Below are 24,611 nucleotides of genomic sequence, written 5' to 3'. Positions count from 1 at the left end.
GGGGGGGGCTACCGGGAACGCCGGAGCGGCCCGGCCCGTCAGCGCACCACCCCGAGCGACAGGGCGAACCGCCCCTCGCGGTCGGTCCACCAGTGGGTGACCTCCATGCCGACGGCGCCCAGTTCCTCCCGCACCCGCTCCGGGCGGAACTTCGCCGAGACCTCCGTCCGCACCTCCTCGCCCTCGGCCAGGTCGACCACCAGGTCCACGGTGGGGATCTTCACCGTCTGCGCCTCCCTCGACCGGAGCCGCATCTCGATCCACTCCGCGGCGGGGTCCCACACCGCGACGTGGTCGAACAGCTCCGGCCGGAAGTCCGCCGACAGCTCGCGGTTCACCACCCGCAGCACGTTGCGGTTGAACTCCGCGGTCACCCCGGCCGCGTCGTCGTACGCCCGGACCAGCACGCGTTCGTCCTTGACCAGGTCGGTCCCCAGCAGCAGCGCGTCACCCGGCGACAGCAACTCCCGTACCGACCGCAGGAACCGCTCCCGCTCCGCGGGCTCCAGGTTGCCGATCGTCCCGCCCAGGAAGGCCACCAGCCGCGGCCCCGGCCCCTCGGGAAGCTCCAGCCGCCCCGTGAAGTCGGCCACCACGGCGTGCACGTCCAGCTCCGGACGCCGCCCGGAGAGCTCCCGCCCCGCGCCCCGCAGCGCGCTCTCGCTCACGTCCACCGGCACGTAGAGCGCGAGGTCCGGCATCGCGTCCAGCAGGTGGTGCGTCTTCTCCGAGGAACCCGAACCCAGTTCGACCAGGGTGCGGGCCCCGCTCGCCCGGGCGATCTCGCCGGCGCGGTCGGTGAGGATCTCCGCCTCGGCGCGCGTCGGGTAGTACTCGGGCAGCCGGGTGATCCGGTCGAACAGCTCGCTGCCCCGGGCGTCGTAGAACCAGCGCGGCGGCAGCGACCGCGGCCGGTCGGCCAGCCCGGCCACGACGTCGGCGCGCAGCGCCGCCCGGGAGGCGTCCTCGGGCAGGGTGCGGGTGATGCGGAACGGGCTCACCGCTGTGCTCCTTCCTGCGGGGTGCCGGCGTTCGCGCCGGCCGGCGGCGGGGTGTCCGGGCCGCCGTCCATCGGGTCCAGCAGCACGGCCGCGCGGGTCGCCGTGAGCAGCGTCCGGTCCGGGACCTCCCGCCAGCGCGGGTCGTCGTCGTAGGGCTCGGACGCCACCACGGCGCGCCGGCCCGGCTCGGCCAGGTACCACAGCGTGTCCCCCCACGCCGTGGCCGTGATCGTCTCGCCGTCGGTGAGCAGCAGGTTCAGACGCGAGGCGGGCGCGGCCGCAGCCACCTCCCGCACCGCCCCGGCGACCGCCGGTCCGGCCTCCTCCCCGGAGCGCAGCCGGTGCAGCACCAGCGCCCAGACCAGCGCCGAGTCGGTGCGCGCCTCCAGCTCCAGCAGCCGCACCGGCGGCAGCGTCCCGGCCGCCGCGGCCAGCGACCCCGGCCAGCCGGCGACCGCCCCGTTGTGGCTGAACAGCCACCGCCCCGCGGCGAACGGCGCGGCGGCGGCCTCCCCGTCGGCGCCCGCCTCGGTGGCGTCCCGCACCGCGGCCAGCACCGCGCCCGAGCGCACCACCCGCGCCAGGTCGGTGAACGAGGGGTCCGCCCACACCGGCCCCGTCCGGCGGTAGCGGGCGGGCACCGGGTCACCGGGGGCGTACCAGCCCACCCCGAAGCCGTCGGCGTTCACCGTCCCGTACCGCTGCCGCCTCGGCTCCCACGACTGACGGAACAGGCTGTGCGCCGGAGCGACCAGCAGGTCGCGCAGGGGCGCCTCAGGCCCCACGCAGGCCAGGTGCCGGCACATCAGACCGCCTCCCCGCCCGGCCGGACGCCCGGCCCCGCCCGGTCGGGCACGGCCGAACGCGCCGTGCGGAAGCCGGAGAAGATCTGCCGCCGCACCGGGTAGTCCCAGTTGCGGAACGTGCCCCGGCAGGCCACCGGGTCCACCGCGAAGGAACCGCCGCGCAGCACTTTGTGCTCCGGCCCGAAGAACACCTCCGAGTACTCCCGGTACGGGAAGGCCGCGAACCCCGGATACGGCAGGAAGTCGCTCGACGTCCACTCCCACACGTCACCGATCAGCTGCCCGATCCCCAGCGGCGACCGGCCGGCCGGGAAACTGCCCACGGGCGCCGGACGCAGGTGCCGCTGGCCCAGGTTGGCGTGGTGCGCGGACGGGTCCTCGTCGCCCCACGGGTACCGGCGGGAGCGGCCGGTCGCCGGATCGTGGCGGGCCGCCTTCTCCCACTCCGCCTCGGTCGGCAGCCGCCGCCCCGCCCACCGGGCGTACGCGTCGGCCTCGTACCAACTCACGTGCACGACCGGCTCGTCGGGCGGTACGGGCTCCGTCCTCCCGAACCGCCGCCGCAGCCACTGCCCGCCCTCGAACCGCCAGAACAGCGGCGCCTCGACGCCCTGCGCGCGCAGGTGCTCGAAGCCCTCGGGACGCCACCAGCGGGGCTGGTGGTAGCCGCCGTCCTCCATGAACGCCAGGAACGCGGCGTTGGTCACCGGCGCGGTGTCCAGGAAGAACGGCTCCACCTCCACCAGGTGCCCCGGCCGCTCGTTGTCGAGCGCCCAGGGCTCGTCGGAGGTGCCCATCACGAACGGCCCGCCGGGCACCAGCACCTCGGCCGGTCCCGTGTGCGCGGGGGCCGGCCCGGGGTCGGGCGCGGTGAGCACCGCGGGACCGCGGCGCAGCTGATGGGTGATCAGCATGGTCTCGTCGTGCTGCTGCTCGTGCTGGGCGACCATGCCGAAGACGAAGCCGGCCGCGGTGAGCGGGGGGCCGTCGAAGGGCGCGTGCTCCAGCAGGTCCAGCACCCGGCCGCGGATCTCCGCGACGTACCGCCGGGCCTCGGCCGGCGGCAGCAGCGGCAACGACGGGCGTTCGGCACGGGAGTGCTGGAAGGCGTCGTACAGGCCGTCTATCTCCGGCCGCAGCGCCTCGCGCCCGCCCACCGCGCGCAGCAGCCACAGCTCCTCCTGGTTGCCGACGTGCGCCAGGTCCCACACCAGGGGCGACATCAACGGAGAGTGCTGGGCGGTCAGTTCGGGATCGTCCAGACAGGAGGTGAGCAGCGCGGTGCGCCTGCGGGCGGCGGACAGCGCGGCCTCGGCCCGCTCCCGCAACGCCTCGGGCGCACCGGTGGTGCCCGGCCCGGTGACCTCGGTCATCAGAAGGGTTCCTTTCCCTGCCGGACGCGGTCCAGGAGGTCGTCGGCGGGGCAGCGGCCGCGCGCCACGTGCCGTTCGGCGAACTCGCCGACGGCGTCCGTCACCGCCGTGCCCGCGCCGAGCCGGGGCAGTGCCTCCAGCGCGGCCGAGAAGCAGATCGCGGCGGCCTCCCGCAGCTCGGGGTCGGCCAGGCCGTGCCGCGCGGCGCCCGTCCACAGCGGGTTGTGCGGGGCGGGCAGCGGGCGGCTCCGCTCGGCCAGCGGCTTGACCGCCCGGTAGGCGGTCTCGGCGGCGGCCAGGTCGTCGAAGAGGGCCGCGGCGACCGCGAGCGGCACGATCCAGCCGTCCTCGCCCGGCTGGGCGTCGATCATCCGGAGCTCGAGGAACCCGCGGGGCCGCACCGGCGGGAACAGGGTGGTCAGGTGGTAGTCCAGGTCCTCCCGCCGCGGCCCGGAGCCGTCGGCCTCGCCGCGCCGCAGCCAGTCCCGGAAGGTCGTCCCCTCCGGCACCTCCCACGGGCCGACCGTGCGGCGCCGGCACATCAGCGGCGCGTCGAGCGCCCGCCGCGTCCAGGCCGCCCGCGGCTCCGCCTCCAGCGGGGGAGCGCCCGCACGCTCCACGCCGATCTCCGCCCACCGCAACTGCCGGGTGGAACGCCAGCCGGTGGGACGTCCCTCCGCCATGGGGGAGTGCGCGAAGGCGGCCAGCAGCACCGCCCCCAGCAGGTGCGACATCCGCCAGCGGCGGACATGCCCCATCGTCCCGGGCTCCTCGACGCCTGCGTCCAGGTTCACCTGCACCGACGCCGAGGTGCACATCATGATCCGGCCCGCCGGCCCGTACCGGTCCAGGCAGCGCTCCATCGCGTCGTACCGCGGCTCCCGCAGGAACCGGCGCGGCGGCTGCCAGGGGTCCAGGCCCATGCCGGCCAGGGCCAGGCCCTGCTCGCGCAGCACGGGGCGGACCGTCGCCAGGTCGGCGGCCATCGTCCCCACGCACGCGGTGAGGGACTCCGCGGGGCGGGAACTCAGCTCGACCTGCCCGCCGGGTTCGAAGGTGAGCGGCGAGGTCACCGGAAGCCCCTCCAGGGAGGCGTGCGCCGCCTCGAGCCGCTCGGGGGTGACGGTGGCGCGCGGATCGTCCAGGTCGTGGACCAGCCATTCCAGTTCCACGCCGAGCAGACGGGGCGGACCGGTCTTGAAACAGATGCCGTGGACCAGCGCCTCCGCGCCGGCCTCCGACAGCATCTCTCCCGGCCCCGCCGCCGTCCCTGTCGCCTCGGACATGCCCGGGTTCCTCCTCCTGAGAGAGTCGACAACGCTGGCTTCCCACCCAAGACCCTGACACGGAAGGACACAAGGGCGCACCTCGGGAGCGGAGTCCCGGGACGGTGCGCCGGTGTCCGGAAATCGGTGACGACGGGAAGCGCCGCAGGTCCGGACGGTGCCCGCGCCCGCGCGGCAGGCGGCACGCCGGAGGGCCGGACCCGGGGCGCTCCCCGGTCCGGCCCGGCCTCCCGCGGCGGGCGAGGTCAGCCCGCGGCCCTGCGGAGGAGGTCGGCCAGCCGCGCCTCCACCTCGTCGGTGAGCTCGGTCAGGGCGAACGAGATCGGCCAGAAAGTGCCGTCGTCCAGGGCCGCGACGTCGCTGAAGCCGAACTCGGCGTAGCGGGTCCTGAACTTCTGCGCGCACTTGAAGAAGCACAGCACCTTGCCGTTCTTCGCGTACGCCGGCATGCCGTACCAGAGCCGCGGGGTGAGCTCCGGGGCCGCCGCCCGCACGAGGCCGTGGATCCGGGTGGCCAGGGCACGGTCCGCCGCCGTCATCTCCGCGATCTTCGCCAGGACCTCGGCCTCCGGGTCCGCCTTGGCCGCGCCGCGCCGCGCCGCCCCGCGGACCTCCTTGGCGCGGTCCTTCATCGCGGCGCGCTCCTCCTCGGTGAACCCTTCCCGCGCCTCGTCCACCGTGACCGCCGTCCGCGTGCTCCTCATCGCGTTCCCCTCTCGCGCCGTGTGCCGGTGCCGGACCGCCCGGCCCGCCGGGGCCGTCGTCCTGCCGTGCCTCACACGCTAGGCCCGCGGGGGCCGCCGGGGCTTCTCGAAAACTGACCGGCCCGGACGGGGTCCGTCCGGGCCCTCGACCCGGCCTGGATCCGGCTCCGGCCCGGCTCGGAGCCGGTCTCGACCCGGCATGGGCAACGGGTCCGGAGGCCGCCCCCGCGCGGGCCTCCCGGCTGCCCCTGTGCGGCCTCGGTGCGGCGCCGTAGCGGGCCTGCCGAGGCTCGGGTCAGCGGGCCTCCTGGACGCGGATCAGGTTGCCCGCCGGGTCGCGGAAGGCGCAGTCCCGCATGCCGTAGGGCTGCTCCGTGGGCTCCTGCACGACCTCCGCGCCGCCGGCCCGCACCTTCTCGAAGGTGGCGTCCAGATCGGGGGTGGCCAGCAGGATCCAGCCGAAGGTGCCCTTGGCCATCATCTCGGCGATGGTGCGCCGCTCGGCCTTGGTGACCCCCGGGTCGGCGCCGGGCGGGGCCAGCAGGACGGACGTCTGCGGCTGTCCCGCCGGGCCGACGGTGATCCAGCGCATCCTGCCCTCCCCGACGTCGCCGCGGACCTCGAACCCGAGGAGGTCGCGGTAGAAGGCCAGGGAGGCCTCCGGGTCGTCGTGGGGGAGGGAGGTCGTGTTGATCGTCAGGTCCATGCGGTCACCGTAGAACGGCCCCGAGGCCGCCGTCCCGGGGTTTCCGGTCACCGTCCGCCACGGACGCGGGCGGTGCCCGGCCCACGTCCGGCCGCGCGCCCACGCCGAACGGCCGGGCGGCACGCGCCGCCCGGCCCACCCCCCTGGCGGCGCCCGCCCGCGGTCAGGGCAGCTCGGGGAAGGGCGGCGCGGCGGGCGGCCGGCCCCCCTGGACCGGGGCGCCGCCCTGCGGCTGCCATGCCGGCCGGCTCGACGGCGGCGGGCCCAGCAGCGGCGTCAGCGTGCGGTGTATGCGCTCGGCCTCGCCCCGCACCTGGACGGGAATGTCGCCGCGCTCGGCGACGAGACGGTTGTAGATGGGCGTTTCCTGGAACAACGGATCTGCTTTCGTGGACGGCCCGGAGGCCGGGAGACGGGGTGGTGACCGAGCCGGTCACCGGCTCGGCCCGACGTCCCGCGCACCTCCGCGGGGCGCCGTCCTGGGGGGTGGGACCAGCGTAGGCCGTAGCCGATCTTAGGGGGCGGGATCGCGCCGATGCGACCGCCCCCGCGCGAACGGACGGACGGCCGAGGGGGCCGTGCGAACTCCGCCGGGAAGGACCGACGAGTTCTGCCGGTGACCGCGGTCCTACTCGGTGGACGCCTGAACGGCAGGCGTCCACCGACCACTTGGAGGCACGCATGACCGCGCCGGTGAAGGGCCCCGCCAGCTACTTCCCCTCGATCGAGAAGAAGTACGGCCGCCCGATCGCGGAGTGGAGGGACCTGATCCGCTCCTCGCCGCTGACCAGGCACATGGAGCTGGTCGCCTGGCTCAAGGACGAGCACGGCCTGGGCCACGGTCACGCCAACGCCCTCGTCGCCCACACCCTGGCCGAGCCGGCGTGACGCCCGGGCCGCGACGGCACGGCGGTCACTCCCCGGCCCGCAGCCAGACGTGGTCGACCGGCTGGGCGGCGTTCCACTCCCGCGCGAGGCCGGGGGCGACCGGCCGGAACCCGGCGGCGTGGTAGCACCGCAGCGCAGGGGCGTTCTCCGGGCGCACGCGCAGGAAGACGTCGTCGAAGCCCGCGTCCACCGCCCCGGCGAGCAGTGCCCGGACCAGCGCCCGCCCCACGCCCCGGCCGCGGGCCTCGGGAGCCACCACCAGGCGTGCGAGCTCGGCCTCGTCCTCCTCGTCGTCGAGCCACAACTCGCCGTAGGCGACCGTGCGTTCACCCTCGACCAGCACGAAGGCCCGCACGCCGTCCTCCTGTTGCCAGGCGGCGACGGTCCGCGCGGACACGGGGAACTCGTCCCGTCCGCACCACAGGGCGACCTCCGCGGCGGAGGCGGGCCATCCGGCCACCACGGCCGGGTGGCCGGGGCCCGCGGGCAGCAGTTCCATCAGGCACTCCCGTCCGCGGCGCCGGACCGCGGCCGCCGGTGCCCGGCGGCGGAAGGCGGCGGGGGAGCGGCGGCCAGGTCCTGGAGGCCGACGACCTGGAGCAGGCGGAGCCGGTCGTGGGTTTCGCTGCCGGGGCGGGCGGTGTGGACGACCAGGGAGTGCCGGCCGCCGGGGGCGAGCAGGGTCTCGCAGTCCAGTTCCAGGAGGCGCTCGCGGTACGGAGCGGCGGCCCGGCCTGGGCACCCGCGACCGTGCCCGGTCGCGGACGGTGACGGCCCGCGGCGACCGCACGCCGCCGCCCCGCCGCCCCGGCACCCGGGCGCCGTCACCGGCCGTGACTGCCGCCCGGCGGGTGTCCGCCATGTGGATACGGACCGTCGTTTTTTTGGAACGACAGGGACAATAGAGGTGCCACAACGTTTCTGCGCGTGCCCCTCCGGGACGAGGCGCACGGCATCATTCCGACCACGGAAGGTCACGGCTGCACATGCGCGTCATCGAGTCGCTGTACGCGGAGATTCTTCGCCGGAACCAGGGTGAGACAGAGTTCCACCAGGCGGTGCGCGAGGTACTGGACTCCCTCGGTCCGGTGCTCGAGCGGCGGCCCGAGCTGGTCGAGGCCCGCATCGTCGAGCGCATGGCGGAGCCCGAGCGGCAGCTCATCTTCCGTGTGCCGTGGTCCGACGACGCCGGTCACATCCACGTGAACCGCGGCTTCCGCGTCGAGTTCAGCAGCGTGCTCGGCCCGTACAAGGGCGGTCTGCGCTTCCACCCGTCGGTGAACCTCGGCATCGTGAAGTTCCTCGGCTTCGAGCAGATCTTCAAGAACGCCCTGACCGGCATGCCCATCGGCGGCGGCAAGGGCGGCTCCGACTTCGACCCCAAGGGCCGGTCGGACGCCGAGATCATGCGCTTCTGCCAGTCCTTCATGACGGAGCTCCACCGCCACCTCGGCGAGTACACCGACGTCCCCGCCGGTGACATCGGCGTGGGCGGTCGCGAGATCGGCTACCTCTTCGGCCAGTACAAGCGCATCACCAACCGCTACGAGTCCGGCGTCCTCACGGGCAAGGGCCTCGGCTGGGGCGGCGCCCAGGCGCGCACCGAGGCCACCGGCTACGGCTGCGTCCTGTTCACCCAGGAGATGCTGCGCAGCCGGGGCAGCTCCCTCGACGGCCGGCGCGTCGCGGTGTCCGGCTCCGGCAACGTCGCCATCTACGCCATCGAGAAGGCGCACCAGCTCGGCGCCACCGTGGTCACCTGCTCCGACTCCGGCGGTTACGTCGTCGACGAGAAGGGCATCGACCTCGACCTGCTCAAGGAGATCAAGGAGGTCCGCCGCGGCCGGGTCTCCGAGTACGCCGAGGCCCGCGGCGGCAGCGCCACCTATGTGCCCGGCGCCGGGGTGTGGAGCGTCCCGGTGGACGTCGCCCTGCCCTGCGCGACCCAGAACGAGCTGCACGAGGGCGACGCCGTGGCCCTGGTCCGCAACGGCGTGACCGCCGTCGCCGAGGGCGCCAACATGCCCACCACCCCGGAGGCGGTCCGCGTCTTCCAGGAGGCGGGCGTCGCCTTCGGCCCCGGCAAGGCGGCGAACGCCGGCGGCGTGGCCACCAGCGCCCTGGAGATGCAGCAGAACGCCTCGCGCGACTCGTGGACGTTCGCCCACACCGAGGAGCGGCTGGCGGAGATCATGCGTCACATCCACGACTCCTGCCACACCACCGCCGAGCGCTACGGCAGCCCCGGCAACTACGTGGCGGGCGCCAACATCGCCGGCTTCGAGCTGGTCGCCGACGCGATGCTGGCGCAGGGGCTCATCTGACCCGACGGCCACGCCGCGGCACATCGGGCCCGGCGCCGCCTCCTCAGCGGGGGACGGCGCCGGGCCCGTCCCCCGCTGAGGAGGCGGCCCACGCCCGGCGCAGGAGGAAACCGGCCCGGAGGTCCTCGTGGAACTTCTCCTCGAGCCGTCCCACGCGGTCGTAGGCCTCCGGGGCGCGAGGGTCGTCCAGCCGCGCGAGGCCGAACGCGCCGTCCAGGCGCAGGTCCTGGTCCTCCTCCGACAGGAGGTTCCACAGGGCGTCGGTCACCAGCGGGTGGGCGTCGCCCGAGCAGGCCAGCGCCCGGGTGGCCTCGGCCCGGGCCGAGGGGTCCGGGTCGTCGGCCAGGGCGAGGAGGAGGCGTCGGGTCTCGTCGGCGTGCACGCCGACGGCGCCGATCGCGGTGGCCGCCGCCGCCCGCACTCCGGCGTCGTCGTCGCGGGCCAGCGCGGCCAGGGCGGCGAGGGCGGCGGGCGGGTGGGGCCGCCGCCACATCAGCAGGCAGCCCGCCGCGGCCTCGCGCACCCGCCGGTCGGGGTGACGGGCGTGCGCGACCAGGCCCTCCGGCCGCCCGTCGTCGGCGGTGGCCAGGGCCTGCAGCACCATGGCGAGCACCTCGGGCTCGGTCTCCTCCGCCGCCCAGGCGGCGAGCAGCCGGTCCGCCTCACGCTGCCGGGCCTCGGTGTGCGCGGTGGTGACTCCCTCGCACCGCAGGTGGTCGGCGAGGAAGAGGCGGTGGCGGGGCGAGGGGTGGTGCCGGTGGGTGAGGAGCGCCCGCCAGGCCGGGTCGCCGCGGCGCTCGCCGAGCGTCCACGACGATTCCCCCCAGTCCGCGTGGTACGGATCGGTGCGGGCCGCACGGGCGACGAGTTCCCCGGGCGGGGTGGGAAGGACGAAGCGCCGCTCCAGCATGGTGAGGATCGCGCCGTGGCCGCCGCGCACGGTGCGGCCGTCCAGAGCGATCTCCTCGACGAAGAGGAACTCCGGGTCCTCCACCCGTACGGTTTCCGCCGCCCCGGTCGCTCCCGTGAGCCGGCGCAACCCGGCCTCCGCCCCGGCCTCGTACCACCGGCGGGCCAGGGCCAGCAGCCTCTCCCGCTCCGCGGGCGGCAGCCGCAGGCGCGGCTCCGCGCCCAGCAGCGCGGACACCAGTCCGGGGGAGCCCGAGGCGACCGCGCGCGACAGCGGCGTCGATCCGTCCGGCAGCGGACGGTCAGGATCCGCGCCGTCCTCCACCAGGTCCCCGGCGGTCTCCGCGTCGAACGCCTCCACCGCCGCGAGCAGCCTCGCGTCCATTCCGCGCCCCCTTCTCTCCCCCGAGCGGACCCGACCGTGACCGGCGCTCGGCCCCGCAGTCTGGCACAGCCGTGCGGTGGGAAAACGGGTGGGGGATCGCGGCCTCGCGGGGCTAAGGTCCGGAGCCGGGGCGGGAGTCGCCCGCCCGGAGGGAGGAACGGCGCACCTGATGAGCGCACGGCTGCGGGGGATCGCCCGCGAGAACGAGGAGATCGTGGCGGCGGGCCGCTACCGCGCGTCCGACGGCCGCACGGTCGACATCGCCGAGGCGGTCCGGGAGGCCGGTGACGGCACCCGGATGGTGGGTCCGGATCCCGTGCCGGTGCCGGCCGCGGAACCCGTCCGCACCGTCGTCGAGGTCACGCCGGAGAGCAGCCTGCAGGCCGCGCACCGGCTCGTCCGGAGCGGTGACGACCCGGTGGCCGTGCTGAACTTCGCCTCGGCCCGCAACCCCGGGGGCGGCTACCTCAACGGGGCCCAGGCCCAGGAGGAGGCGCTCTGCCGAGGCTCGGCCCTGCACTCCTGTCTGCTGCGGGCGCCCGAGTTCTACGGCCACCACCGCGCCGACCGCAGTCCGTTCTACTCGGACCGGGTGATCCACGCGCCCGGCGTCCCGGTCTTCCGCGACGACCGCGGACGTCTGCTCGACGAGCCGTACCGTGTCGGCTTCCTCACCGCCGCGGCGCCCAACGCGGGAGTCATCGCCCGTACCCTTCCGGACCGGGTCGACGACATCCCCGCGGCCCTCGCCGTCAGGGCCGGGCGGGTCCTGGAGACGGCCGCCGCGCACGGCTACCGGCGGCTGGTGCTCGGCGCCTGGGGCTGCGGCGTCTTCCGCAACGACCCCGCCCAGGTCGCCGAGGCCTTCCGCGCGCCGCTCGCGCCCGGCGGGCGGTTCGAGGGACGGTTCGCGGACGTCGTTTTCGGCGTCCTCGACCGCACCCGTGACGCCGCGACGCGCGGAGCGTTCGAGGAGACCTTCCGTGCTTTCGCCGGCCAGGAGAGGGTGGACGCATGAACCACCGGCATTCCCCCGACGACCCCGAGGTCCGCGCAGCCCTGGCCTCCCTCGACGTCAGCGCCCTGGCCGTCAACGTGACGGTGCCGGAGGCGCTGCGGTGGACGGACGTCCGGCGGGACCAGGAGTTCACCCTGTCCACGCTGAACGTCCGTCTCCTGCCGGACGGCACCCTCGCCGCCAAGGCGTACGGCCGTCCGACGGCGGGCGGCCGGGGCGCCTACGTGTCGTTCCCCGTCTCGGCCGATCGCCCCGAGCTCACCGCGCTGATCGAGGCGGCGGCCACCCGGGCCTCGGCGCTCTGGGCCGCACACCGCGGCCTGGGCTGAGCGGGCCGCCGACCCGGACGCCGGGCCGGGCGTCGGGCCACCGGGACGGGCCGGACGGTCACTTCCCGGGTGGGACGGTCACTTCCCGAAGCGCACGCTGGCGAAGGCGACGCCCTTCGGGGCCCGCTGGCCGGGAGCCAGGCGCTTGGCCGTGCCGTTGCACTTCTTGCCCGTGTAGACGGTCGCCGCGGAGGACGTCCGGTTCTGCGGGGCGCGGCCCTTCTCGGCCATGGACAGGCACCTGCCGTTGGGCGGGTTCTCCACGAAGTAGGGCTTGCCCTTGGCGCCGATCCAGTGGAACTGCCCCTTCGCGGCGGCCGCGGCGACGGGCGCGGCTTCGGGGGCGGCGGCCGCCGCCGAGGAGAGGCCGGTCATCAGGGCGAGACCGCAGAGCAGGGCAAGTCCGGAGCGTCGCATGTGTGTGAGTGATCGCATGCCGGGTGGAACGATCATCGCGGCCATCGGTCACGCCTCCGTGGGCCGACCGGGGCACGCCGGCGCCCGGACCGTGCCCGTCACCGGTGGGCGTCGGCCACGGGACGGGGCCGGCGCACGTGGGCCGCGATGACGCGGGCGCACTCCAGGGACTCGGTACGGGTGGTGTCCACCTCGAGGTCGTAGTGGACGCCGCGGTGCACCGGCTCCGCCTGCGCCGCCGCCATGCCCGGAACCCGGTCCCCGCGGGCGATCTCCCGCCCCGCGGCGACCGCGCTGTCGCAACGGACGCCCACCCACAGCGCGTCCAGGCCGCCCAGGGCCTTCCGCCACCGCCGCTGGGAGTCCGGCCCGCCCAGGAAGACGTCGTCGACGATCACCCGGGCGCCCGCGCGGACCATCGCCACGACGCCCTCGGTCCAGGCGGCCTCCAGGGTCCTGAACTCCTCGCCGATCGTGACCTCGCCGTCCGCGCCGAGCACGATGCCGCCCTCCGACGACTGCATCCTCGCGGGCAGCGCGTCGACGAACGAGTCGCAGCCGAAGGTCAGCCACGGGTCGGGCAGCACCGCCTGCAGGCACCGGACGATGCCGGACTTCCCCGCGCCGGAACCGCCGTTGAGAATGATCATTCGCGTGGTCACCGCGCCACGACAGGACCGGCTCCGGAGCGGTGCCACGCCTTTTCCCCGGCGGCCGGGTGAGGTTCCGCCGCGGGGCTCCTCCTCCGGGGCAACCGGAGAGGCGCCGCGGGCGTCGTACCCAACGGCCGATCGAGGGAGGACATCCATGCCGAGACCGCAACGGCGGCCGTCCCGCGGCGAGTTGCTCGCCATGCGCTCGCTGGACCGGTTCGTGGGGCGACGCGACGAGGTGGCGTCGTTCGCCCGGAACCTGACCAAGGACCCGCTCTCGCGGACGGACCCGGCGAGCTTCCTGTTCCACGTGCGGGGCGTGGCCGGGGTCGGCAAGTCGAGCCTGCTGCGCCAGTGGCGTGAGGCCGCCCGGCAGGCGGGCGCGCTCACCGCCGCCGTCGACGAGAACGACGTGCACGGGGCGCTGTCGGGGATGGTCGCCCTGGCGCGGCAACTGGCCGATCAGGCCGGGCCGTTGAAGGGGTTCGACAAGGCGGTCGAGCAGTACCGCAGGGCGCAGGAGGCCGCCGCGGAACCGGTCGACCTCGACGGCGCGGCCGACGACGGGCCCTCGCCGACGACCCGGGCGATCTCCCGCATCGTGCTCGGCGGAGTGTCCGGAGTGGTTCCCGGCGGCCCGTTGCTCTCGGCGATGGTCGACCCGGACACGGTCGCCGAGGGCGTGGACCGGATCCAGGACCGCGTCCGCAACCGTCAGCAACGCGTGCGTACGCCCGAACTCGGCCCGGTGGGCCAGGAGTTCGTCGCGGCGCTCGGCGAGCTGTGCGAGAAGTACCCGTGGGTGGTGCTCTTCCTGGACACGTGGGAGGAGACCGGTCGCCATCTCGACGTGTGGCTGCGGACGTTGCTGAGCGACGGGTACGGGCCGCTGCCCGTCAACGTCGTCGTGGTGCTGGCGGGGCGGAACGACCTCTCGGAGCCGGAGTGGGCGGGGCTCAAGGCCGAGGGGCAGGACGTCCCGCTGGAGGCGTTCACCGAACAGGAGACCCGTGAGCTGCTGGCCCGGCGCGGAGTCACCGAGCCGGGGACCGTGGAGGCGGTGGGGCGTTTGTCCATGGGCCTGCCGCTCCTCGCCGACCTCCTCGCCCTGGCCCGGCCCCAGGGCGCCGACGCCGTCGACCCGGACGGGGACGCGGCGGAGGCCGCCGTCGAACGGTTCGTGCGGTGGATCGCCGATCCGCTCTGCCGCGAGGTGGTCCTGACCTGCGCGCTCGCGCCCCGGCTCAACGAGGACGTGTTCGCGGCGGCGGTACCCGAGGAGGCGCGTCACCTGTGGAGCTGGCTCTGCGGGCAGCCCTTCGTCAGCGGTAGCGGCGCGTACAAGAAGTACCACGCCGTCGTCCGCGCGGGCATGGTCCGGCGTGAGCGGGCGCGCTCCCCGCAGGGCTGGACCGCCGTCCACCTGCGGCTGGCCGAGGCGCACGCCGCCTGGCGGGCCGGCCTCGAGGAGAACCTGCCCGCAGGACGGCGCCCGCAGGACGCCCGGTGGTGGCGGCACCGGATCGACGAGACGTACCACCGGCTCTGCGCCCACCCCGGCGGCGGTGCGACCGGTGTGCTGGAGGAGGCCGTGCAGGCGGCGGAGGCCGGACCGGAGATCCTGCGGCAGTGGGCCGACGCCTTCGGCCAGGCCGCCGAGGACACCGACGACGACTTCCTGCGGGAGCAGGCCGGCCGCCTCCGTGCAGCCACGGAGGCGGAGGGGGACGTGGTCGTCGCCGCGCTGGGGGTGCTGCTCACCCGCCGGACGCTCGGTCCCGCGGCCCGTGCCCACGCCCATGTGGTGCGCGGCCGGCACCTGGAGGTGTCCGGTCAGGAGGAGGCCGCCGCCGCCGAGTTCGACCGGGCCGTCGCGCTCGACCCGGACAGCGCCGCCGCCCGCTTCCACCGCGGCCGCGCGCACCTGCGGGCAGGCCGCGAGGAGGAGGCCGTCGACGACCTCACCGCCGCCGTCCGCCTCGACCCCACCGACGCGAGGGCGCTCGCCCAGCGGGGCGAGGCGCACCGCCGGGCCGGGAGGTGGGACGAGGCCCTGGCGGACCTCACCGCCACGCTGGCCCTCGACCCCGGGCACACCCGGGCCCTCGGCTCCCGCGGCCAGGTCCACCGGCAGGCCGGGCGGCTCGACGAGGCGATCGCCGATTTCACCGCGGCCCTCGCCCTCGACCCCGGCTACGCCTGGGCCCTCGGCTCCCGCGGGCGGACCCATCGTGAGGCCGGCCGCCGTCCGCAGGCCGTCGCCGACCTGACCGCGGCGCTGGCGCTGCGGCCGGACTACGCCTGGGCACTGGCCGAACGTGGCAAGACGCACCGGCTGTCCGGGGCCCTCGACGAGGCCGTCGCCGACCTCACCGCGGCGCTCGCCCTGGTCCCCGACTACCGCTGGGCCCTGGTGGAACGCGGCCTCGCCCACCTGCACGCCACCCGCTACGAGCAGGCGGAGGCAGACTTCACCGCGGCGCTCGCCCTCGACCCCGACGACCTGTGGGCCCTCGTCGGCCGAGGCCGCGCCCGCACCCTCGCCGGCCGCACCGACGCCGCACGCCAGGACTTCGACCGCGCGGCCGCCCTGGACCCGGACGGCGCGTGGCGACGCGACATCCCCGGCGACCCGCGGTGAACGGCGCCGCGGGGACGATGAGGTTCCTCGTTCGCTCCGGCCGGAGGCCACACGAGGGCCTGGCGCGCGGACGGCGTCGAGCTGCGTGTCGACCCCTGCGCGGGCGGCGACGCGCGGTAAACGTCGGGCTCCGGGGAGGGCAGGGGCGGTCCGGCCGCCATGAGGCCGGATCATGGCATGGCGAGAATGGCGTCCGGGACGCTGAAGAACTCACCGCAGTGGGCGCAGTGGGCGTGGCCGAAGACGTACGGAAGTCTGGCTGCGATCTCGGGGTGTCCGTCGGCCAGGACCCGGGCGTGCAGTTTGGGCAGCAGCCCCTCGGCGGTCGCCGGGTCCTGCGGCTGGAGTGGGACGGTGTGGGCCGGCGGCCGCTTGAAGTACATGTCGTCAGCGGTGGAGTAGTGGCCGTTCTCGCCGAAGACGATGAAGTTCTCCGAGAAGCAGTCCGGGCAGGAGACCTCGTACTCCTCGCCGCACACCTGGTCGAGGTGCTCACCCCAGCCTTCCACCCCCTCGAAGCTGAGCGACGTCGACAGGAGTTGGACGTAGTTCACGGAGTCGTCGGCGAGGGCAGGATCGCCCAGTGCTTCCTCCGTCAGTGCCAGCAGTTCGGCGATGACGGAGGAATGGGCGACGAAGGGGCTTGTGACCTCGTCGTAGATGTCGCGGGCGGCCACGATCTGGCCGGCCAGGAAGAGCGGCATGCGCCGGTCGGTGATCGACCACTGCCGGGCCTTCTGCGCCAGGATCGGCAGGGCGGCGTAACTGGCCGAGCCGACGCCGCCCTGGTGATACAGGCGAGAGGCCAGGGAGTTCCAGACCGGATCCTGTGGATCCGGGCCGACGGCGTCGAGCAGGCCGGGAATGTCCTCCGCGGTCCCGTACGCGTGGTGAAGCTGAGACCAGTCCGTCATGTGGAGATCCAAGCAGAGGCCGACCCGCGTGCCCCTCAGGGGTGGGCCGGCAACGGGGCGGCTCCGGCGGCGAGCAGTCAGCAGGCGCAGCCGAGCAGCACCGAAGGAGCGGAGTGACTGTGATGGGACAGACCGGCAACGGGACGGTACTGGCATACAAGGCCCTGGGCGGAGCCCCGATGTGGGTCGTGATCGGCCTCCTCGTCCTGGGACTGGTGTGGGCCGCGGTAGCGGCGTCGAGGAGGCGCAAGTAACCGGGTTCGGCGCTGTAGCAGGCCGCTGTCGCGGCGTGACACGACCCCGTGTGAACGATTCGTTCATCATAAATGGTTGACAAGCTGATGTGTACGCCCGAAGGTGTTCCCATGGCCAGGACACCAGAACAGCACCCCGCGCCCGCCGACCCGTTCCAGCCGCCGGACCCCGAGGAGGCGCGGGCCAGGAGGGCGCCCGCCGCCCTGTTCCGGATCGCCGAGCGTCACGCGGCGACCGACGAGCAACGCCGTCGCCAGAGCAATCCGGCCGTGCCGGGGCCGCACGAGGCGGTGCGGCTGGTGGCGTTCCTGCTCAGCGGGGCCGCCCGCCCGGAGGACGGCGAACCGGAGGTCGACCAGGCCGACATCACCGCGGCCCTGACCCTTCTGCCGCTGGTGCGCGGCGAGTTGGACGAACTCGAGACCGGCCTGCTGCAGATGGCCCGCGGGCGGGGCATGACCTGGCAGGAGATCGCCTTCGGCCTCGGGCTGGGCACCCAGCAGGCAGCCCGGCAGCGGTACGAGCGCCTGGCCGCGCGGACCGGGCGCGAGGAGGAGGCGGAGGCGGAGAAGTGATCGGGGGAGGGGCTCAGCCCTCCCCGTCGGGGGCGGTGGTGTTCTGGCAGGCCGCCGGCAGCCACCGCCCGTCCTCCTTGGCGGCGACGTACAGCGGTGTGCCCCCGCCGCTGGTGGTCCACACGGCGTCGGCCCGGAAGAGGGCGACGAACTCGTCGACCAGTTGGTCGCGCTGCACCCGCTCCACGGTCGCGACCAGGGCGCGCAGTGCGGCCGTCGCGGCGTCGGGGTCGGCGGGCAGGCGATGCGTGTCGTGCGCGGAAGAGGTCATGTGCCCACCCTGCGACCTCGACTCCGCTCGAGGTCAAGCGCCGTCCCCGCCGGAGCGGACACCGGCCGTCACCTGCGTCACGCCGGGTCAACGACACGTCACCCCGGCATGCCCCGCAGGAGTGGCATCGCGGCGGAACCGACGTGGCGTGCCGCCGGCTCGGGCACGGTGGGAAGCGGAATCCGACTTCTCACTCATGGAGGCGGCATGCGTCGTCCGTCGATCACCAGGCGAACCGGACTCGGACTCGGACTCGCCCTCGCACTCACCGCTCTGCTCGGAGGGGCCCCCGCGGCCACGGCCGCACCCGGCGGCGCCTCCGCGCTCGAGCGCGCGGCCGCCCAGTGCGGCCCCAACGAGATCTGCTTCTGGCAGGACAACGACTTCGAGGGCACCCCCTGGCGCTGGACCCCCGGCAGCGGCTACCGGGACCTGCCGCCCTACCTCCACGACAACGTCGGCTCCTTCTACGCCAACGCCCCCGGCTGCTTCATCGACTGGAACCCCCACGAGATGCGCCGGGTCGCGATGGGGGACTACTCCAACGCCTACAAGTGGGGCGGGAAGTTCGGCACCCGGATCGACGCGGTGACGATCTACCAGAACTGCTGACCGGCGGACCGGCCCCGCGGGCCCGTCCCGTCGGGGCAGGGGGTGAAGAAGTGGGCGCGGACCCGGTGCAGCCAGGCCTCCGCCGGGCCCTCGTCCGGGGCGTCGGGAAGGGCGGTGCGCGCCTCCTCGAAGGCGGCCCGGTAGCGGTCCAGCAGGGGCTGCGCGGCGGTGGGGTCCGCGGCGACCCGCTCGCCGAAGTCGTGGAACTCCTGCGGGTCGTCGACCCGGAGGGTGAGCCGTCCGGTGGTGTAGAGCTCCAGCCCCTGCGCGCACAGCCGCTTGAGGTGGCGGGCGTGCTTCGCGGTCCGCGCGCGCCGCCCGGGCGCGTCCTCGCCCTCGCCCCGGCCCTGCAGGCGCCTGAACTGCTGGACGGCGTAACCGAGATACGCGTCCCGCACCCTCCCGGCGCTGAGGAACGAGGTGCGGACGGCCATGAGCTCGTCGCCGAGCGGGGTGCGGACCTCGTACAACTCGTCCGGCAGCCAGACCAGTTCCGTCGCGGTGGGGTTGCAGGACAGGGCCAGGCGGCACCACTTGGCCGCCTCGTGCAGCGTCCGGTCCGGCGCGGTGGTGACGTGGGACTCCTTCGGCCGCCGCAGACCGTGCAGCTCCACGGTGGGTGCGGCGAAGAGGCCGAGCCGGTCCACGTCCGACCCGGCGTGGGCGAGGCCGTACGCCGTGGAGCCCACGATCCCGGACAGCAGGACGTTCTCGACCGTGCTCATGGCGGCTCCCTCCTGATGATCACGCGGACCCCCCGCGGCCCCATTCTCACGGCCGCCCCGCCGCACGTCACCCGCATTTGCGCCGGTCCCGGACCTACAGGGCCTCGTCCACCGCCTCGAGCAGCCGCCGCTTGGGCATCGCGCCCCGCAGCGAACGCAGCGGCTCGCCCCCGCGGAACAGCAGGAACGTCGGCATGGAGAGCACGCCGTACCGGTTGGTCGTCTCCGGGCTGGTGTCGACGTCGAGCCGCACCACCTTCAGGCGCTCCCCTTCCTCCGCGGCGAGCGCGGTCAGCACCGGGGCCATCTGCCGGCACGGCGGACACCAGTCCGCGGTGAACTCCACCAGCACCGGCAGCGCGGCGCCGAGGACCTCCGCCGCGAAATCCGCGTCCGTCACCTCGGCCACGCCCTTCGCCCTGCTCATCCTCGTCCTCCCAGTTCGCAGACGGGTTCCGGGCCGCCCGGAACCAGCGCCTCGGCGGCCAGCCGGTCACCGGCCCGCTCGGCTCGGGCGAGCTGCCGGGCCACCTTCTCCCGCACCGCCCCCAGCTGCTCGATCATGGCGTCGAGCTCGTCCAGCTTGCGCCGGTACACCAGCCGGGACGCCGGGCAGGAATCCCCCTCCGCGTGGCCCGCGCGCAGGCACTCCAGGAACGGCCGCGTCTCCTCCAGTCCGAAACCGAAGTCCTGGAGGGTGCGGATCTGCCGTACCTGTGCGAGATCGCGCTCGTCGTAGGTGCGGTGTCCGTTGCCGTCCCGCCGCGCCGGCAGCAGCCCGCGCGACTCGTAGTACCGCAGGGTCCGGGTGGTGGTCCCGGCCCGGGCGGCCAGCTCGCCGATTCGCATGCGCCGACCGTACGGCTTGACGCCGACGTCAAGGCAACGGCCCAGCTGCGGAGGCGCGGGGGACACACACCGAACCCCGGGACGGTTGGGGCCGTACCGGGGTTCGGTGTCGCGGGGAGCGCGCTCGCCCCGCCGAGCTAGGGCAGCAGTTTGTCGAGCGCCGCGGGTCCTTCGGCGGCCAGCTTGCGCTCGGCCCACTTCAGGGTGTCGGGCGTGACGTCGCGCCCCGTCGCCAGGACCAGGTCCTCGGGGGTCACCTCGGTGTCGGGACGGGCGTGCAGCTTCCCGTCCGGGGTGACCCCCTCGGAGGAGGCGCGGGACTCGTCGGGCTGTGCAGTCGACATGGGTCTCTCCCTCGGCTCGCCGATTGGCACCCGCGTACCCGAAGAAAACATGACCTATGCCTGCGAAACGGTCGCGGGGGAGGGGGTCGATCCGGGGCCGGCCCGCGCGCTGCGTTCCGGTGAAGGGGGTACAGGGTTCCGGAGGAGATCTCCTGGAGTCCCACGGCTCCCTCGCGTACCGATCGCCACACAGGGCAAAGGGTGCTAAAACCGTAAAAGCCCTACAACAGCGTGTCGCGTGCCCGCGTACGGTGCGTGAGCGCGGCGATCAGCCGAAGGAGCACCCCCCGCATGACGGACGTATCCAGCAAGGGCCCCGCGCAGGGTGACGACAGGGAGATCCTCACCAACCGGCAGGGCCATTTCGTCTACGACAACCAGAACCAGCGCACCGTGGGCGCGCGGGGACCGGCCACGCTGGAGAACTACCAGTTCCTCGAGAAGATCAGCCACTTCGACCGCGAGCGCATCCCTGAGCGCGTGGTCCACGCCCGCGGGGCCACCGCCTTCGGGTACTTCGAGGCGTACGGCGCCTGGGGGGACGAGCCCATCGCGCAGTACACCCGCGCCAAGCTCTTCCAGGAGCGCGGCAAGCGGACCCGCGTCGCCTGCCGCTTCTCCACCGTGATCGGCGGCCGCGACTCCTCCGAGTGCAGCCGCGACCCCCGCGGCTTCGCGGTGAAGTTCTACACCGAGGACGGCAACTGGGACCTCGTGGGCAACAACCTGGGCGTCTTCTTCATCCGTGACGCCATCAAGTTCCCCGACGTCATCCACGCCCTCAAGCCGGACCCGGTCACCTTCGTGCAACAGCCGCGCCGGATCTTCGACTTCATGTCGCAGACCCCCGAGTCGATGCACATGCTGGTGAACCTGTTCAGCCCGCGCGGCATCCCGGCCGACTACCGGCACCAGCAGGGCTTCGGCGTCAACACGTACAAGTGGGTCAACCAGCAGGGCGAGACCAAGCTGGTCAAGTACCACTGGATGCCCAAGCAGGGCGTCAAGAGCATGACCGAGGAGGACGCCGCCAACCTGCAGGCCCAGGACACCGGTCACGCCACGGCGGACCTCTACGGCTCGATCGAGCGGGGCGACTACCCGGAGTGGGAGCTCCTCGTCCAGATGATGGACGACCACGAGCACCCGGAGCTGGACTTCGACCCGCTGGACGACACCAAGACCTGGCCCGAGCAGGAGTTCCCGCCCAAGGCGGTCGGCCGCATGGTCCTCGACCGCTGTCCGGAGGACTTCTTCGCGGAGTCGGAGCAGATCGCCTTCGGCACCGGCGTCCTCGTCGACGGCCTGGACTTCTCCGACGACAAGATGCTGGTCGGCCGCACCTTCTCCTACAGCGACACCCAGCGCTACCGGGTGGGCCCGAACTACCTCCAGCTCCCCGTCAACCAGCCCGACCACGGTCTGGTCCGCACCAACCAGCGCGACGGCCAGATGACGTACCACGTCGACGGCGGGGGCGGCAATCCGCTCGTCAACTACGAGCCCTCCATCCTCGGCGGGCTGCGCGAGGCCCACTACCCGACCCACGACGAGCAGGGGCCGGAGATCAGCGGGCGCCTCACCCGCAAGCGCATCCCGCGCACCAACGACTACCTCCAGGCCGGTCAGCGCTACTGCCTGATGGAGCAGTGGGAGCAGGACGACCTGGTCAAGAACATGATCGACCTGCTCTCGCAGTGCGACCGTCCCATCCAGGAGCGCATGGTCTGGCACTTCTTCCTGGTCGAGAACGACCTCGGCAAGCGGGTCGGCGAGGGCCTCGGCATCGGCGCGCAGGACGTCGCGCACCTCGAGCCGCTGGAGAGCCAGGACCTCACCGACGAGGACCGGAAGCGGCTGAGCAACCTCGGCAACAACCCGCCGCGGAACGTGGAGGGCCTCACCATGACCCACTGCGTCCCCGACGAGCGGTTCGTGGTCACCCGCTGACCCGGCCCGCCGGAACCCCACGTCGCCCCCCGCGGTTCTCCGCGGGGGGCGACGTGGCGTTCGTCCGACGTGGTGGGCGGCGCGTGGGGTCGCGCGGGACGTCAGTCCTCCTGGCGCGCGGGGGCGGGACCGGGGAGGGCCGGGCCGGCGGGGGCGCCCGCGCCGCCCTTCCCCTTCCTCGGCAGCGCCGCCCCCACGGTCCGCAGGGCGAGCAGCAGGGCGCCGACGTCGTCCAGGTACACCGGGTCGGGGACCAGGTCGGCCGGGAGCACCAGGTAGGCGACCGCGCCCCAGAACACCCACCGCGGCCCGGTCGGCAGCCCGGCCCGCCGCAGCGCGCGGCGGGTCCGCACCAGCCGCACCAGCAGCCGCACCGCGACGGCCAGCAGCACCACCGCGACCACGGCCGCGACCACGATCAGCACCAGCGTCGTCCGCTCGTCCACCGCACACCTCCAGAGCGAGGAGGGCGCCGCGGGTGCGACGCCCTCCCTCTCCAGCTTCCCCGACCGGCGGCCCGTACGGCCCCCGGCGTGGCCGAGCTCACCCCACCCGGCCGCCCAGCGCCTCCAGGACCCGGTCCGGGGTCAGCGGCAGCTCCCGCAGGCGGACGCCCACCGCGTGGTGGAACGCGTTGCCGACGGCGGCGGCCGTTCCCACGATGCCGATCTCGCCGATGCCCTTGCCGCCGACCGGGTTGAGGTGCGGGTCGTCCTCCTCGATCCAGTGCGCCTCGACCGACGGCACGTCGGCGTTGACCGGCACGTGGTAGGCCGCCAGGTCCCGCTCGGCGAAGTCGCCGAAGGCCGGGTCCAGGGCGGAACCCTCGGTGAGGGCCATCCCCAGCCCCATCACCATCCCGCCGACGAACTGCGAGCGGGCGGTCCGCGGATTGAGGATGCGCCCCGCGGCGTACACGCCGAGCAGCCGGTTCACCCGGACCTCGCCGGTGACGGTGTCGACGCCGACCTCGGCGAAGTGCGCGCCGAAGGCGTGACGGGCGTAGTCGCTCTCCGCGTCGGCGGTGCCGGCGGTGTCCGCGTGCTCCTCCAGCCCGTCCTGCGGGAGCGCACCCCGGTACACGGCCAGCCTGCGGGCGAGCCGGGTGCAGGCCTCGTGCACCGCCCACCCCCAGGACGCCGTCCCGGAGGAACCGCCCGCGAGGGGCGCCGCGGGCAGGTCGCTGTCGCCGATCTCGATCCGCACCCGGTCGCCCGCGGCGCCCAGTGCCTCGGCGGCCACCTGGCCCAGCACGGTGCGCGCGCCGGTGCCGATGTCGGTGGCGTTCACCCGCACCAGGAACGTCCCGTCCGGCAGCGCCCGCGCGGTGGCGGTGCTGGGGGAGACCAGCACCGGGTAGGTCGCCGACGCGACGCCCGTGCCGGTGAGCACCTGGCCGGCGCGGCGCACCCCGGGACGCGGGTCCCGCCCCGCCCAGCCGAAGCGGCGCGCCCCCTCCCGCAGGCACTCCACCAGGTGGCGGCTGCTGAACGGCTTGCCGCTGTCGGGCTCGACACGGCAGTCGTTGACCACCCGCAGCTCCACCGGGTCCATGCCCAGCTGCCCGGCCAGCTCGTCCATCGCCGACTCCAGGGCGTACATGCCCGGCGTCTCCCCGGGCGCGCGCATCCACGACGGCGTCGGCACGTCCAGCCGCGCCACCCGGTGGACGGTCCGGCTGTGCGGGGAGGTGTACATCGTCCGGCCCGGCACGGCGGCCTGCTCCACGAACTCCTTGATCCGCGAGCTGTACGTGGTCACCTCGTGCGTCAGCGAGCGGATCACCCCGTCCGGCCCGGCCCCCAGCCGCACCCGGTGCAGGGTCGGCGCACGGTGGCCCACCAGGGCGGGGAGGTCCCGGCGGGCGAACGCCAGCGCGACCGGCCGCCCGGTGTGCAGCGCCGCCATCGAGGCCAGCACCACGTCCGGGCGGGGCGTCCCCTTGGAGCCGAAGCCCCCGCCGACGTGCTCGGCGCGCACGGTGACGGCCGTCTCCGGCACCCGGAACACCGCCGCGAGCGTCCGGCGGACCGCGGTGGTGCCCTGGCTGGAGCACCAGGCCTCCAACCGACCCTCCGTCCAGCGGGCGGTGGAGGCGTGCGGCTCCATCGGATGGTTGTGCAGCGGCGGCACCCGGTAGGCGGTGTCCACGCGGACCGGCGCGGCCGCGAACGCGCCGTCCGGATCGCCGTGCTCCCGCAGCGCCGGGTGACCTCCGTTGGCCTTCTCCGGCACGTACGCGTCGGGGCGGTCCGGCGTCAGCAGCACGTCGTGGTCCTGCGCCAGGTACTCGACCCGCACGGCCGCGGCGCCCTCACGGGCGGCCTCGAGCGTCTCGGCGACCACCAGCGCGACCACCCAGCCCCGGTGCGGGACGTGGGGGTCCTGGAGGACCGCCAGGGTCGGGTCGTCGGGTTCGGCGAGGCGGGGCGCGTTCTCGTGGGTGAGGACCGCCAGCACGCCCGGCGTCGCCAGCGCCGCCGAGTCGTCGACGCCCAGCACCCGCCCGGAAGCCACCCGGGCGGGAACCGGCCAGGCGTGCGCCAGGCCGGGCAGGCGGTGCTCGACGGCGTAGCGGGCCCGGCCGGTGACCTTGTCGCGGCCCTCCCGCCGGACGACGGGGGCGCCGAGCGCGGCGGGGGCGTCAGCCATGGGATTCCTCCGTGAGGTGGTTCT

General features: G+C 74.6%; 28 protein-coding genes. 9 read left to right on the top strand and 19 right to left on the bottom strand.

The genetic code is table 11. The features are described 5' to 3' along the window. Positions 1 to 38: 38 nt before the first annotated feature. The 7 genes from egtD to ABZ836_RS10155 form a co-directional block, all read right to left on the bottom strand. Entirely contained in the window at positions 39 to 1,001 is a 963-nt protein-coding gene (gene egtD / locus ABZ836_RS10185; RefSeq protein ID WP_361141118.1) for an L-histidine N(alpha)-methyltransferase, read from the bottom strand. Then, the gene (gene egtC / locus ABZ836_RS10180; RefSeq protein ID WP_361141116.1) at positions 998 to 1,807 is read right to left on the bottom strand and encodes an ergothioneine biosynthesis protein EgtC; all 810 of its coding nucleotides are present in this window, start codon (positions 1,805 to 1,807) and stop codon (positions 998 to 1,000) included. The genes egtD and egtC overlap by 4 nt, the downstream gene beginning before the upstream one ends. Beyond that, on the bottom strand, positions 1,807 to 3,180 hold the full coding sequence (gene egtB, locus ABZ836_RS10175; protein ID WP_356132922.1) for an ergothioneine biosynthesis protein EgtB: 1,374 nt from the start codon (positions 3,178 to 3,180) through the stop codon (positions 1,807 to 1,809). Before egtB ends, egtC begins: the two co-directional genes overlap by 1 nt. Beyond that, the gene (gene egtA / locus ABZ836_RS10170; RefSeq protein ID WP_361141114.1) at positions 3,180 to 4,466 is read right to left on the bottom strand and encodes an ergothioneine biosynthesis glutamate--cysteine ligase EgtA; all 1,287 of its coding nucleotides are present in this window, start codon (positions 4,464 to 4,466) and stop codon (positions 3,180 to 3,182) included. The genes egtB and egtA overlap by 1 nt, the downstream gene beginning before the upstream one ends. Positions 4,467 to 4,711: 245 nt before the next feature. Then, on the bottom strand, positions 4,712 to 5,170 hold the full coding sequence (locus ABZ836_RS10165; protein ID WP_361141112.1) for a DUF1801 domain-containing protein: 459 nt from the start codon (positions 5,168 to 5,170) through the stop codon (positions 4,712 to 4,714). Positions 5,171 to 5,465: 295 nt separating this feature from the next. Beyond that, entirely contained in the window at positions 5,466 to 5,876 is a 411-nt protein-coding gene (locus ABZ836_RS10160; protein ID WP_361141110.1) for a VOC family protein, read from the bottom strand. Positions 5,877 to 6,039: 163 nt separating this feature from the next. Continuing rightward, positions 6,040 to 6,252, bottom strand: a complete 213-nt coding sequence (locus ABZ836_RS10155) for a hypothetical protein (RefSeq protein ID WP_361141108.1) — start codon at positions 6,250 to 6,252, stop codon at positions 6,040 to 6,042. 305 nt (positions 6,253 to 6,557) lie between these two features. Here ABZ836_RS10155 and ABZ836_RS10150 point away from each other — a divergent pair, with 305 nt between their 5' ends. Next, positions 6,558 to 6,764 (top strand): DUF4287 domain-containing protein, encoded by a 207-nt coding sequence (locus ABZ836_RS10150; protein WP_356132914.1) that lies wholly within the window; start codon positions 6,558 to 6,560, stop codon positions 6,762 to 6,764. A gap of 25 nt (positions 6,765 to 6,789) precedes the next feature. Here ABZ836_RS10150 and ABZ836_RS10145 read toward each other — a convergent pair whose 3' ends face one another. Continuing rightward, the gene (locus ABZ836_RS10145; RefSeq protein ID WP_361141105.1) at positions 6,790 to 7,263 is read right to left on the bottom strand and encodes a GNAT family N-acetyltransferase; all 474 of its coding nucleotides are present in this window, start codon (positions 7,261 to 7,263) and stop codon (positions 6,790 to 6,792) included. A 487-nt stretch (positions 7,264 to 7,750) separates the two neighbouring features. On the opposite strand from ABZ836_RS10145, the gene gdhA reads away from it, so the two are divergent. After that, on the top strand, positions 7,751 to 9,088 hold the full coding sequence (gene gdhA, locus ABZ836_RS10140; RefSeq protein ID WP_356132908.1) for an NADP-specific glutamate dehydrogenase: 1,338 nt from the start codon (positions 7,751 to 7,753) through the stop codon (positions 9,086 to 9,088). Positions 9,089 to 9,131: 43 nt separating this feature from the next. Here the strand turns inward: gdhA and ABZ836_RS10135 are convergent, their stop codons facing one another. Beyond that, complete coding sequence (locus ABZ836_RS10135) at positions 9,132 to 10,382, bottom strand: HEAT repeat domain-containing protein (RefSeq protein WP_361141103.1); 1,251 nt, start codon at positions 10,380 to 10,382, stop codon at positions 9,132 to 9,134. Positions 10,383 to 10,551: 169 nt separating this feature from the next. On the opposite strand from ABZ836_RS10135, the gene ABZ836_RS10130 reads away from it, so the two are divergent. Beyond that, entirely contained in the window at positions 10,552 to 11,400 is an 849-nt protein-coding gene (locus ABZ836_RS10130) for a TIGR02452 family protein (RefSeq protein ID WP_361141101.1), read from the top strand. Then, positions 11,397 to 11,729, top strand: coding sequence for a hypothetical protein (locus ABZ836_RS10125; RefSeq protein ID WP_361141099.1), 333 nt, complete (start codon positions 11,397 to 11,399; stop codon positions 11,727 to 11,729). Before ABZ836_RS10130 ends, ABZ836_RS10125 begins: the two co-directional genes overlap by 4 nt. Before the next feature lie 78 nt (positions 11,730 to 11,807). Here the strand turns inward: ABZ836_RS10125 and ABZ836_RS10120 are convergent, their stop codons facing one another. Then, positions 11,808 to 12,164, bottom strand: coding sequence for a peptidase inhibitor family I36 protein (locus tag ABZ836_RS10120; RefSeq protein ID WP_356132900.1), 357 nt, complete (start codon positions 12,162 to 12,164; stop codon positions 11,808 to 11,810). An 80-nt stretch (positions 12,165 to 12,244) separates the two neighbouring features. Then, a complete protein-coding gene (cpt, locus tag ABZ836_RS10115; protein ID WP_361141097.1) occupies positions 12,245 to 12,808 on the bottom strand; it encodes a chloramphenicol phosphotransferase CPT in 564 nt (187 codons plus the stop codon). 145 nt (positions 12,809 to 12,953) lie between these two features. Here cpt and ABZ836_RS10110 point away from each other — a divergent pair, with 145 nt between their 5' ends. After that, positions 12,954 to 15,440, top strand: coding sequence for a tetratricopeptide repeat protein (locus ABZ836_RS10110; protein ID WP_361141095.1), 2,487 nt, complete (start codon positions 12,954 to 12,956; stop codon positions 15,438 to 15,440). 170 nt (positions 15,441 to 15,610) lie between these two features. On the opposite strand, the gene ABZ836_RS10105 is transcribed toward ABZ836_RS10110, so the two are convergent. Continuing rightward, a complete protein-coding gene (locus ABZ836_RS10105; protein WP_361141094.1) occupies positions 15,611 to 16,354 on the bottom strand; it encodes a hypothetical protein in 744 nt (247 codons plus the stop codon). A 113-nt stretch (positions 16,355 to 16,467) separates the two neighbouring features. Between ABZ836_RS10105 and ABZ836_RS10100 the strand changes: the two genes are divergently transcribed. Then, complete coding sequence (locus tag ABZ836_RS10100) at positions 16,468 to 16,608, top strand: hypothetical protein (RefSeq protein WP_361141092.1); 141 nt, start codon at positions 16,468 to 16,470, stop codon at positions 16,606 to 16,608. 111 nt (positions 16,609 to 16,719) lie between these two features. Then, the gene (locus ABZ836_RS10095; RefSeq protein WP_356132890.1) at positions 16,720 to 17,184 is read left to right on the top strand and encodes a DNA-binding protein; all 465 of its coding nucleotides are present in this window, start codon (positions 16,720 to 16,722) and stop codon (positions 17,182 to 17,184) included. 13 nt (positions 17,185 to 17,197) lie between these two features. Here the strand turns inward: ABZ836_RS10095 and ABZ836_RS10090 are convergent, their stop codons facing one another. Further along, a complete protein-coding gene (locus ABZ836_RS10090) occupies positions 17,198 to 17,455 on the bottom strand; it encodes a hypothetical protein (RefSeq protein ID WP_361141090.1) in 258 nt (85 codons plus the stop codon). Positions 17,456 to 17,662: 207 nt separating this feature from the next. Here ABZ836_RS10090 and ABZ836_RS10085 point away from each other — a divergent pair, with 207 nt between their 5' ends. Then, positions 17,663 to 18,067 (top strand): peptidase inhibitor family I36 protein, encoded by a 405-nt coding sequence (locus tag ABZ836_RS10085; RefSeq protein WP_356132888.1) that lies wholly within the window; start codon positions 17,663 to 17,665, stop codon positions 18,065 to 18,067. Here ABZ836_RS10085 and ABZ836_RS10080 read toward each other — a convergent pair. The 4 genes from ABZ836_RS10080 to ABZ836_RS10065 all read right to left on the bottom strand — a co-directional run bounded on the left by ABZ836_RS10080 (position 18,052) and on the right by ABZ836_RS10065 (position 19,985). Beyond that, complete coding sequence (locus ABZ836_RS10080) at positions 18,052 to 18,792, bottom strand: nucleotidyltransferase domain-containing protein (RefSeq protein ID WP_361141088.1); 741 nt, start codon at positions 18,790 to 18,792, stop codon at positions 18,052 to 18,054. The genes ABZ836_RS10085 and ABZ836_RS10080 overlap by 16 nt on opposite strands. A 94-nt stretch (positions 18,793 to 18,886) precedes the next feature. After that, a complete protein-coding gene (locus ABZ836_RS10075; protein ID WP_356132884.1) occupies positions 18,887 to 19,219 on the bottom strand; it encodes a thioredoxin family protein in 333 nt (110 codons plus the stop codon). Continuing rightward, entirely contained in the window at positions 19,216 to 19,641 is a 426-nt protein-coding gene (locus ABZ836_RS10070) for a MerR family transcriptional regulator (RefSeq protein WP_356132882.1), read from the bottom strand. Before ABZ836_RS10070 ends, ABZ836_RS10075 begins: the two co-directional genes overlap by 4 nt. A gap of 137 nt (positions 19,642 to 19,778) precedes the next feature. After that, complete coding sequence (locus tag ABZ836_RS10065; protein ID WP_356132880.1) at positions 19,779 to 19,985, bottom strand: hypothetical protein; 207 nt, start codon at positions 19,983 to 19,985, stop codon at positions 19,779 to 19,781. A 291-nt stretch (positions 19,986 to 20,276) separates the two neighbouring features. Here ABZ836_RS10065 and ABZ836_RS10060 point away from each other — a divergent pair, with 291 nt between their 5' ends. Further along, positions 20,277 to 21,935, top strand: coding sequence for a catalase (locus tag ABZ836_RS10060; RefSeq protein ID WP_356132878.1), 1,659 nt, complete (start codon positions 20,277 to 20,279; stop codon positions 21,933 to 21,935). A 101-nt stretch (positions 21,936 to 22,036) separates the two neighbouring features. Here ABZ836_RS10060 and ABZ836_RS10055 read toward each other — a convergent pair whose 3' ends face one another. Together ABZ836_RS10055 and ABZ836_RS10050 are read right to left on the bottom strand one after the other, a co-directional pair. Beyond that, positions 22,037 to 22,381 carry a YkvA family protein gene (locus ABZ836_RS10055; protein ID WP_356132876.1) on the bottom strand — a complete coding sequence of 115 codons (345 nt, stop codon included), beginning with the start codon at positions 22,379 to 22,381 and terminating at the stop codon, positions 22,037 to 22,039. Positions 22,382 to 22,478: 97 nt separating this feature from the next. Beyond that, entirely contained in the window at positions 22,479 to 24,587 is a 2,109-nt protein-coding gene (locus tag ABZ836_RS10050) for a xanthine dehydrogenase family protein molybdopterin-binding subunit (RefSeq protein ID WP_361141084.1), read from the bottom strand. Positions 24,588 to 24,611 lie beyond the last annotated feature (24 nt).

This window comes from Streptomyces sp. NPDC047130, assembly GCF_040643475.1.
GTDB lineage: Bacteria > Actinomycetota > Actinomycetes > Streptomycetales > Streptomycetaceae > Streptomyces.
The sequence above is the reverse complement of the archived record's forward strand: the minus strand, read 5'-3'. Positions and strand labels throughout refer to the sequence as shown.

Coding starts and splice junctions, on each gene's coding strand:
- egtC (WP_361141116.1), bottom strand. CDS start 1,807: ATGTGCCGGCACCTGGCCTGCGTGGGGCCTGAGGCGCCCCTGCGCGAC.
- egtB (WP_356132922.1), bottom strand. CDS start 3,180: ATGACCGAGGTCACCGGGCCGGGCACCACCGGTGCGCCCGAGGCGTTG.
- egtA (WP_361141114.1), bottom strand. CDS start 4,466: ATGTCCGAGGCGACAGGGACGGCGGCGGGGCCGGGAGAGATGCTGTCG.
- ABZ836_RS10165 (WP_361141112.1), bottom strand. CDS start 5,170: ATGAGGAGCACGCGGACGGCGGTCACGGTGGACGAGGCGCGGGAAGGG.
- ABZ836_RS10160 (WP_361141110.1), bottom strand. CDS start 5,876: ATGGACCTGACGATCAACACGACCTCCCTCCCCCACGACGACCCGGAG.
- ABZ836_RS10150 (WP_356132914.1), top strand. CDS start 6,558: ATGACCGCGCCGGTGAAGGGCCCCGCCAGCTACTTCCCCTCGATCGAG.
- ABZ836_RS10145 (WP_361141105.1), bottom strand. CDS start 7,263: ATGGAACTGCTGCCCGCGGGCCCCGGCCACCCGGCCGTGGTGGCCGGA.
- gdhA (WP_356132908.1), top strand. CDS start 7,751: ATGCGCGTCATCGAGTCGCTGTACGCGGAGATTCTTCGCCGGAACCAG.
- ABZ836_RS10135 (WP_361141103.1), bottom strand. CDS start 10,382: ATGGACGCGAGGCTGCTCGCGGCGGTGGAGGCGTTCGACGCGGAGACC.
- ABZ836_RS10130 (WP_361141101.1), top strand. CDS start 10,552: ATGAGCGCACGGCTGCGGGGGATCGCCCGCGAGAACGAGGAGATCGTG.
- ABZ836_RS10125 (WP_361141099.1), top strand. CDS start 11,397: ATGAACCACCGGCATTCCCCCGACGACCCCGAGGTCCGCGCAGCCCTG.
- ABZ836_RS10120 (WP_356132900.1), bottom strand. CDS start 12,164: ATGCGATCACTCACACACATGCGACGCTCCGGACTTGCCCTGCTCTGC.
- ABZ836_RS10110 (WP_361141095.1), top strand. CDS start 12,954: ATGCCGAGACCGCAACGGCGGCCGTCCCGCGGCGAGTTGCTCGCCATG.
- ABZ836_RS10105 (WP_361141094.1), bottom strand. CDS start 16,354: ATGACGGACTGGTCTCAGCTTCACCACGCGTACGGGACCGCGGAGGAC.
- ABZ836_RS10095 (WP_356132890.1), top strand. CDS start 16,720: ATGGCCAGGACACCAGAACAGCACCCCGCGCCCGCCGACCCGTTCCAG.
- ABZ836_RS10090 (WP_361141090.1), bottom strand. CDS start 17,455: ATGACCTCTTCCGCGCACGACACGCATCGCCTGCCCGCCGACCCCGAC.
- ABZ836_RS10085 (WP_356132888.1), top strand. CDS start 17,663: ATGCGTCGTCCGTCGATCACCAGGCGAACCGGACTCGGACTCGGACTC.
- ABZ836_RS10080 (WP_361141088.1), bottom strand. CDS start 18,792: ATGAGCACGGTCGAGAACGTCCTGCTGTCCGGGATCGTGGGCTCCACG.
- ABZ836_RS10075 (WP_356132884.1), bottom strand. CDS start 19,219: ATGAGCAGGGCGAAGGGCGTGGCCGAGGTGACGGACGCGGATTTCGCG.
- ABZ836_RS10070 (WP_356132882.1), bottom strand. CDS start 19,641: ATGCGAATCGGCGAGCTGGCCGCCCGGGCCGGGACCACCACCCGGACC.
- ABZ836_RS10065 (WP_356132880.1), bottom strand. CDS start 19,985: ATGTCGACTGCACAGCCCGACGAGTCCCGCGCCTCCTCCGAGGGGGTC.
- ABZ836_RS10060 (WP_356132878.1), top strand. CDS start 20,277: ATGACGGACGTATCCAGCAAGGGCCCCGCGCAGGGTGACGACAGGGAG.
- ABZ836_RS10050 (WP_361141084.1), bottom strand. CDS start 24,587: ATGGCTGACGCCCCCGCCGCGCTCGGCGCCCCCGTCGTCCGGCGGGAG.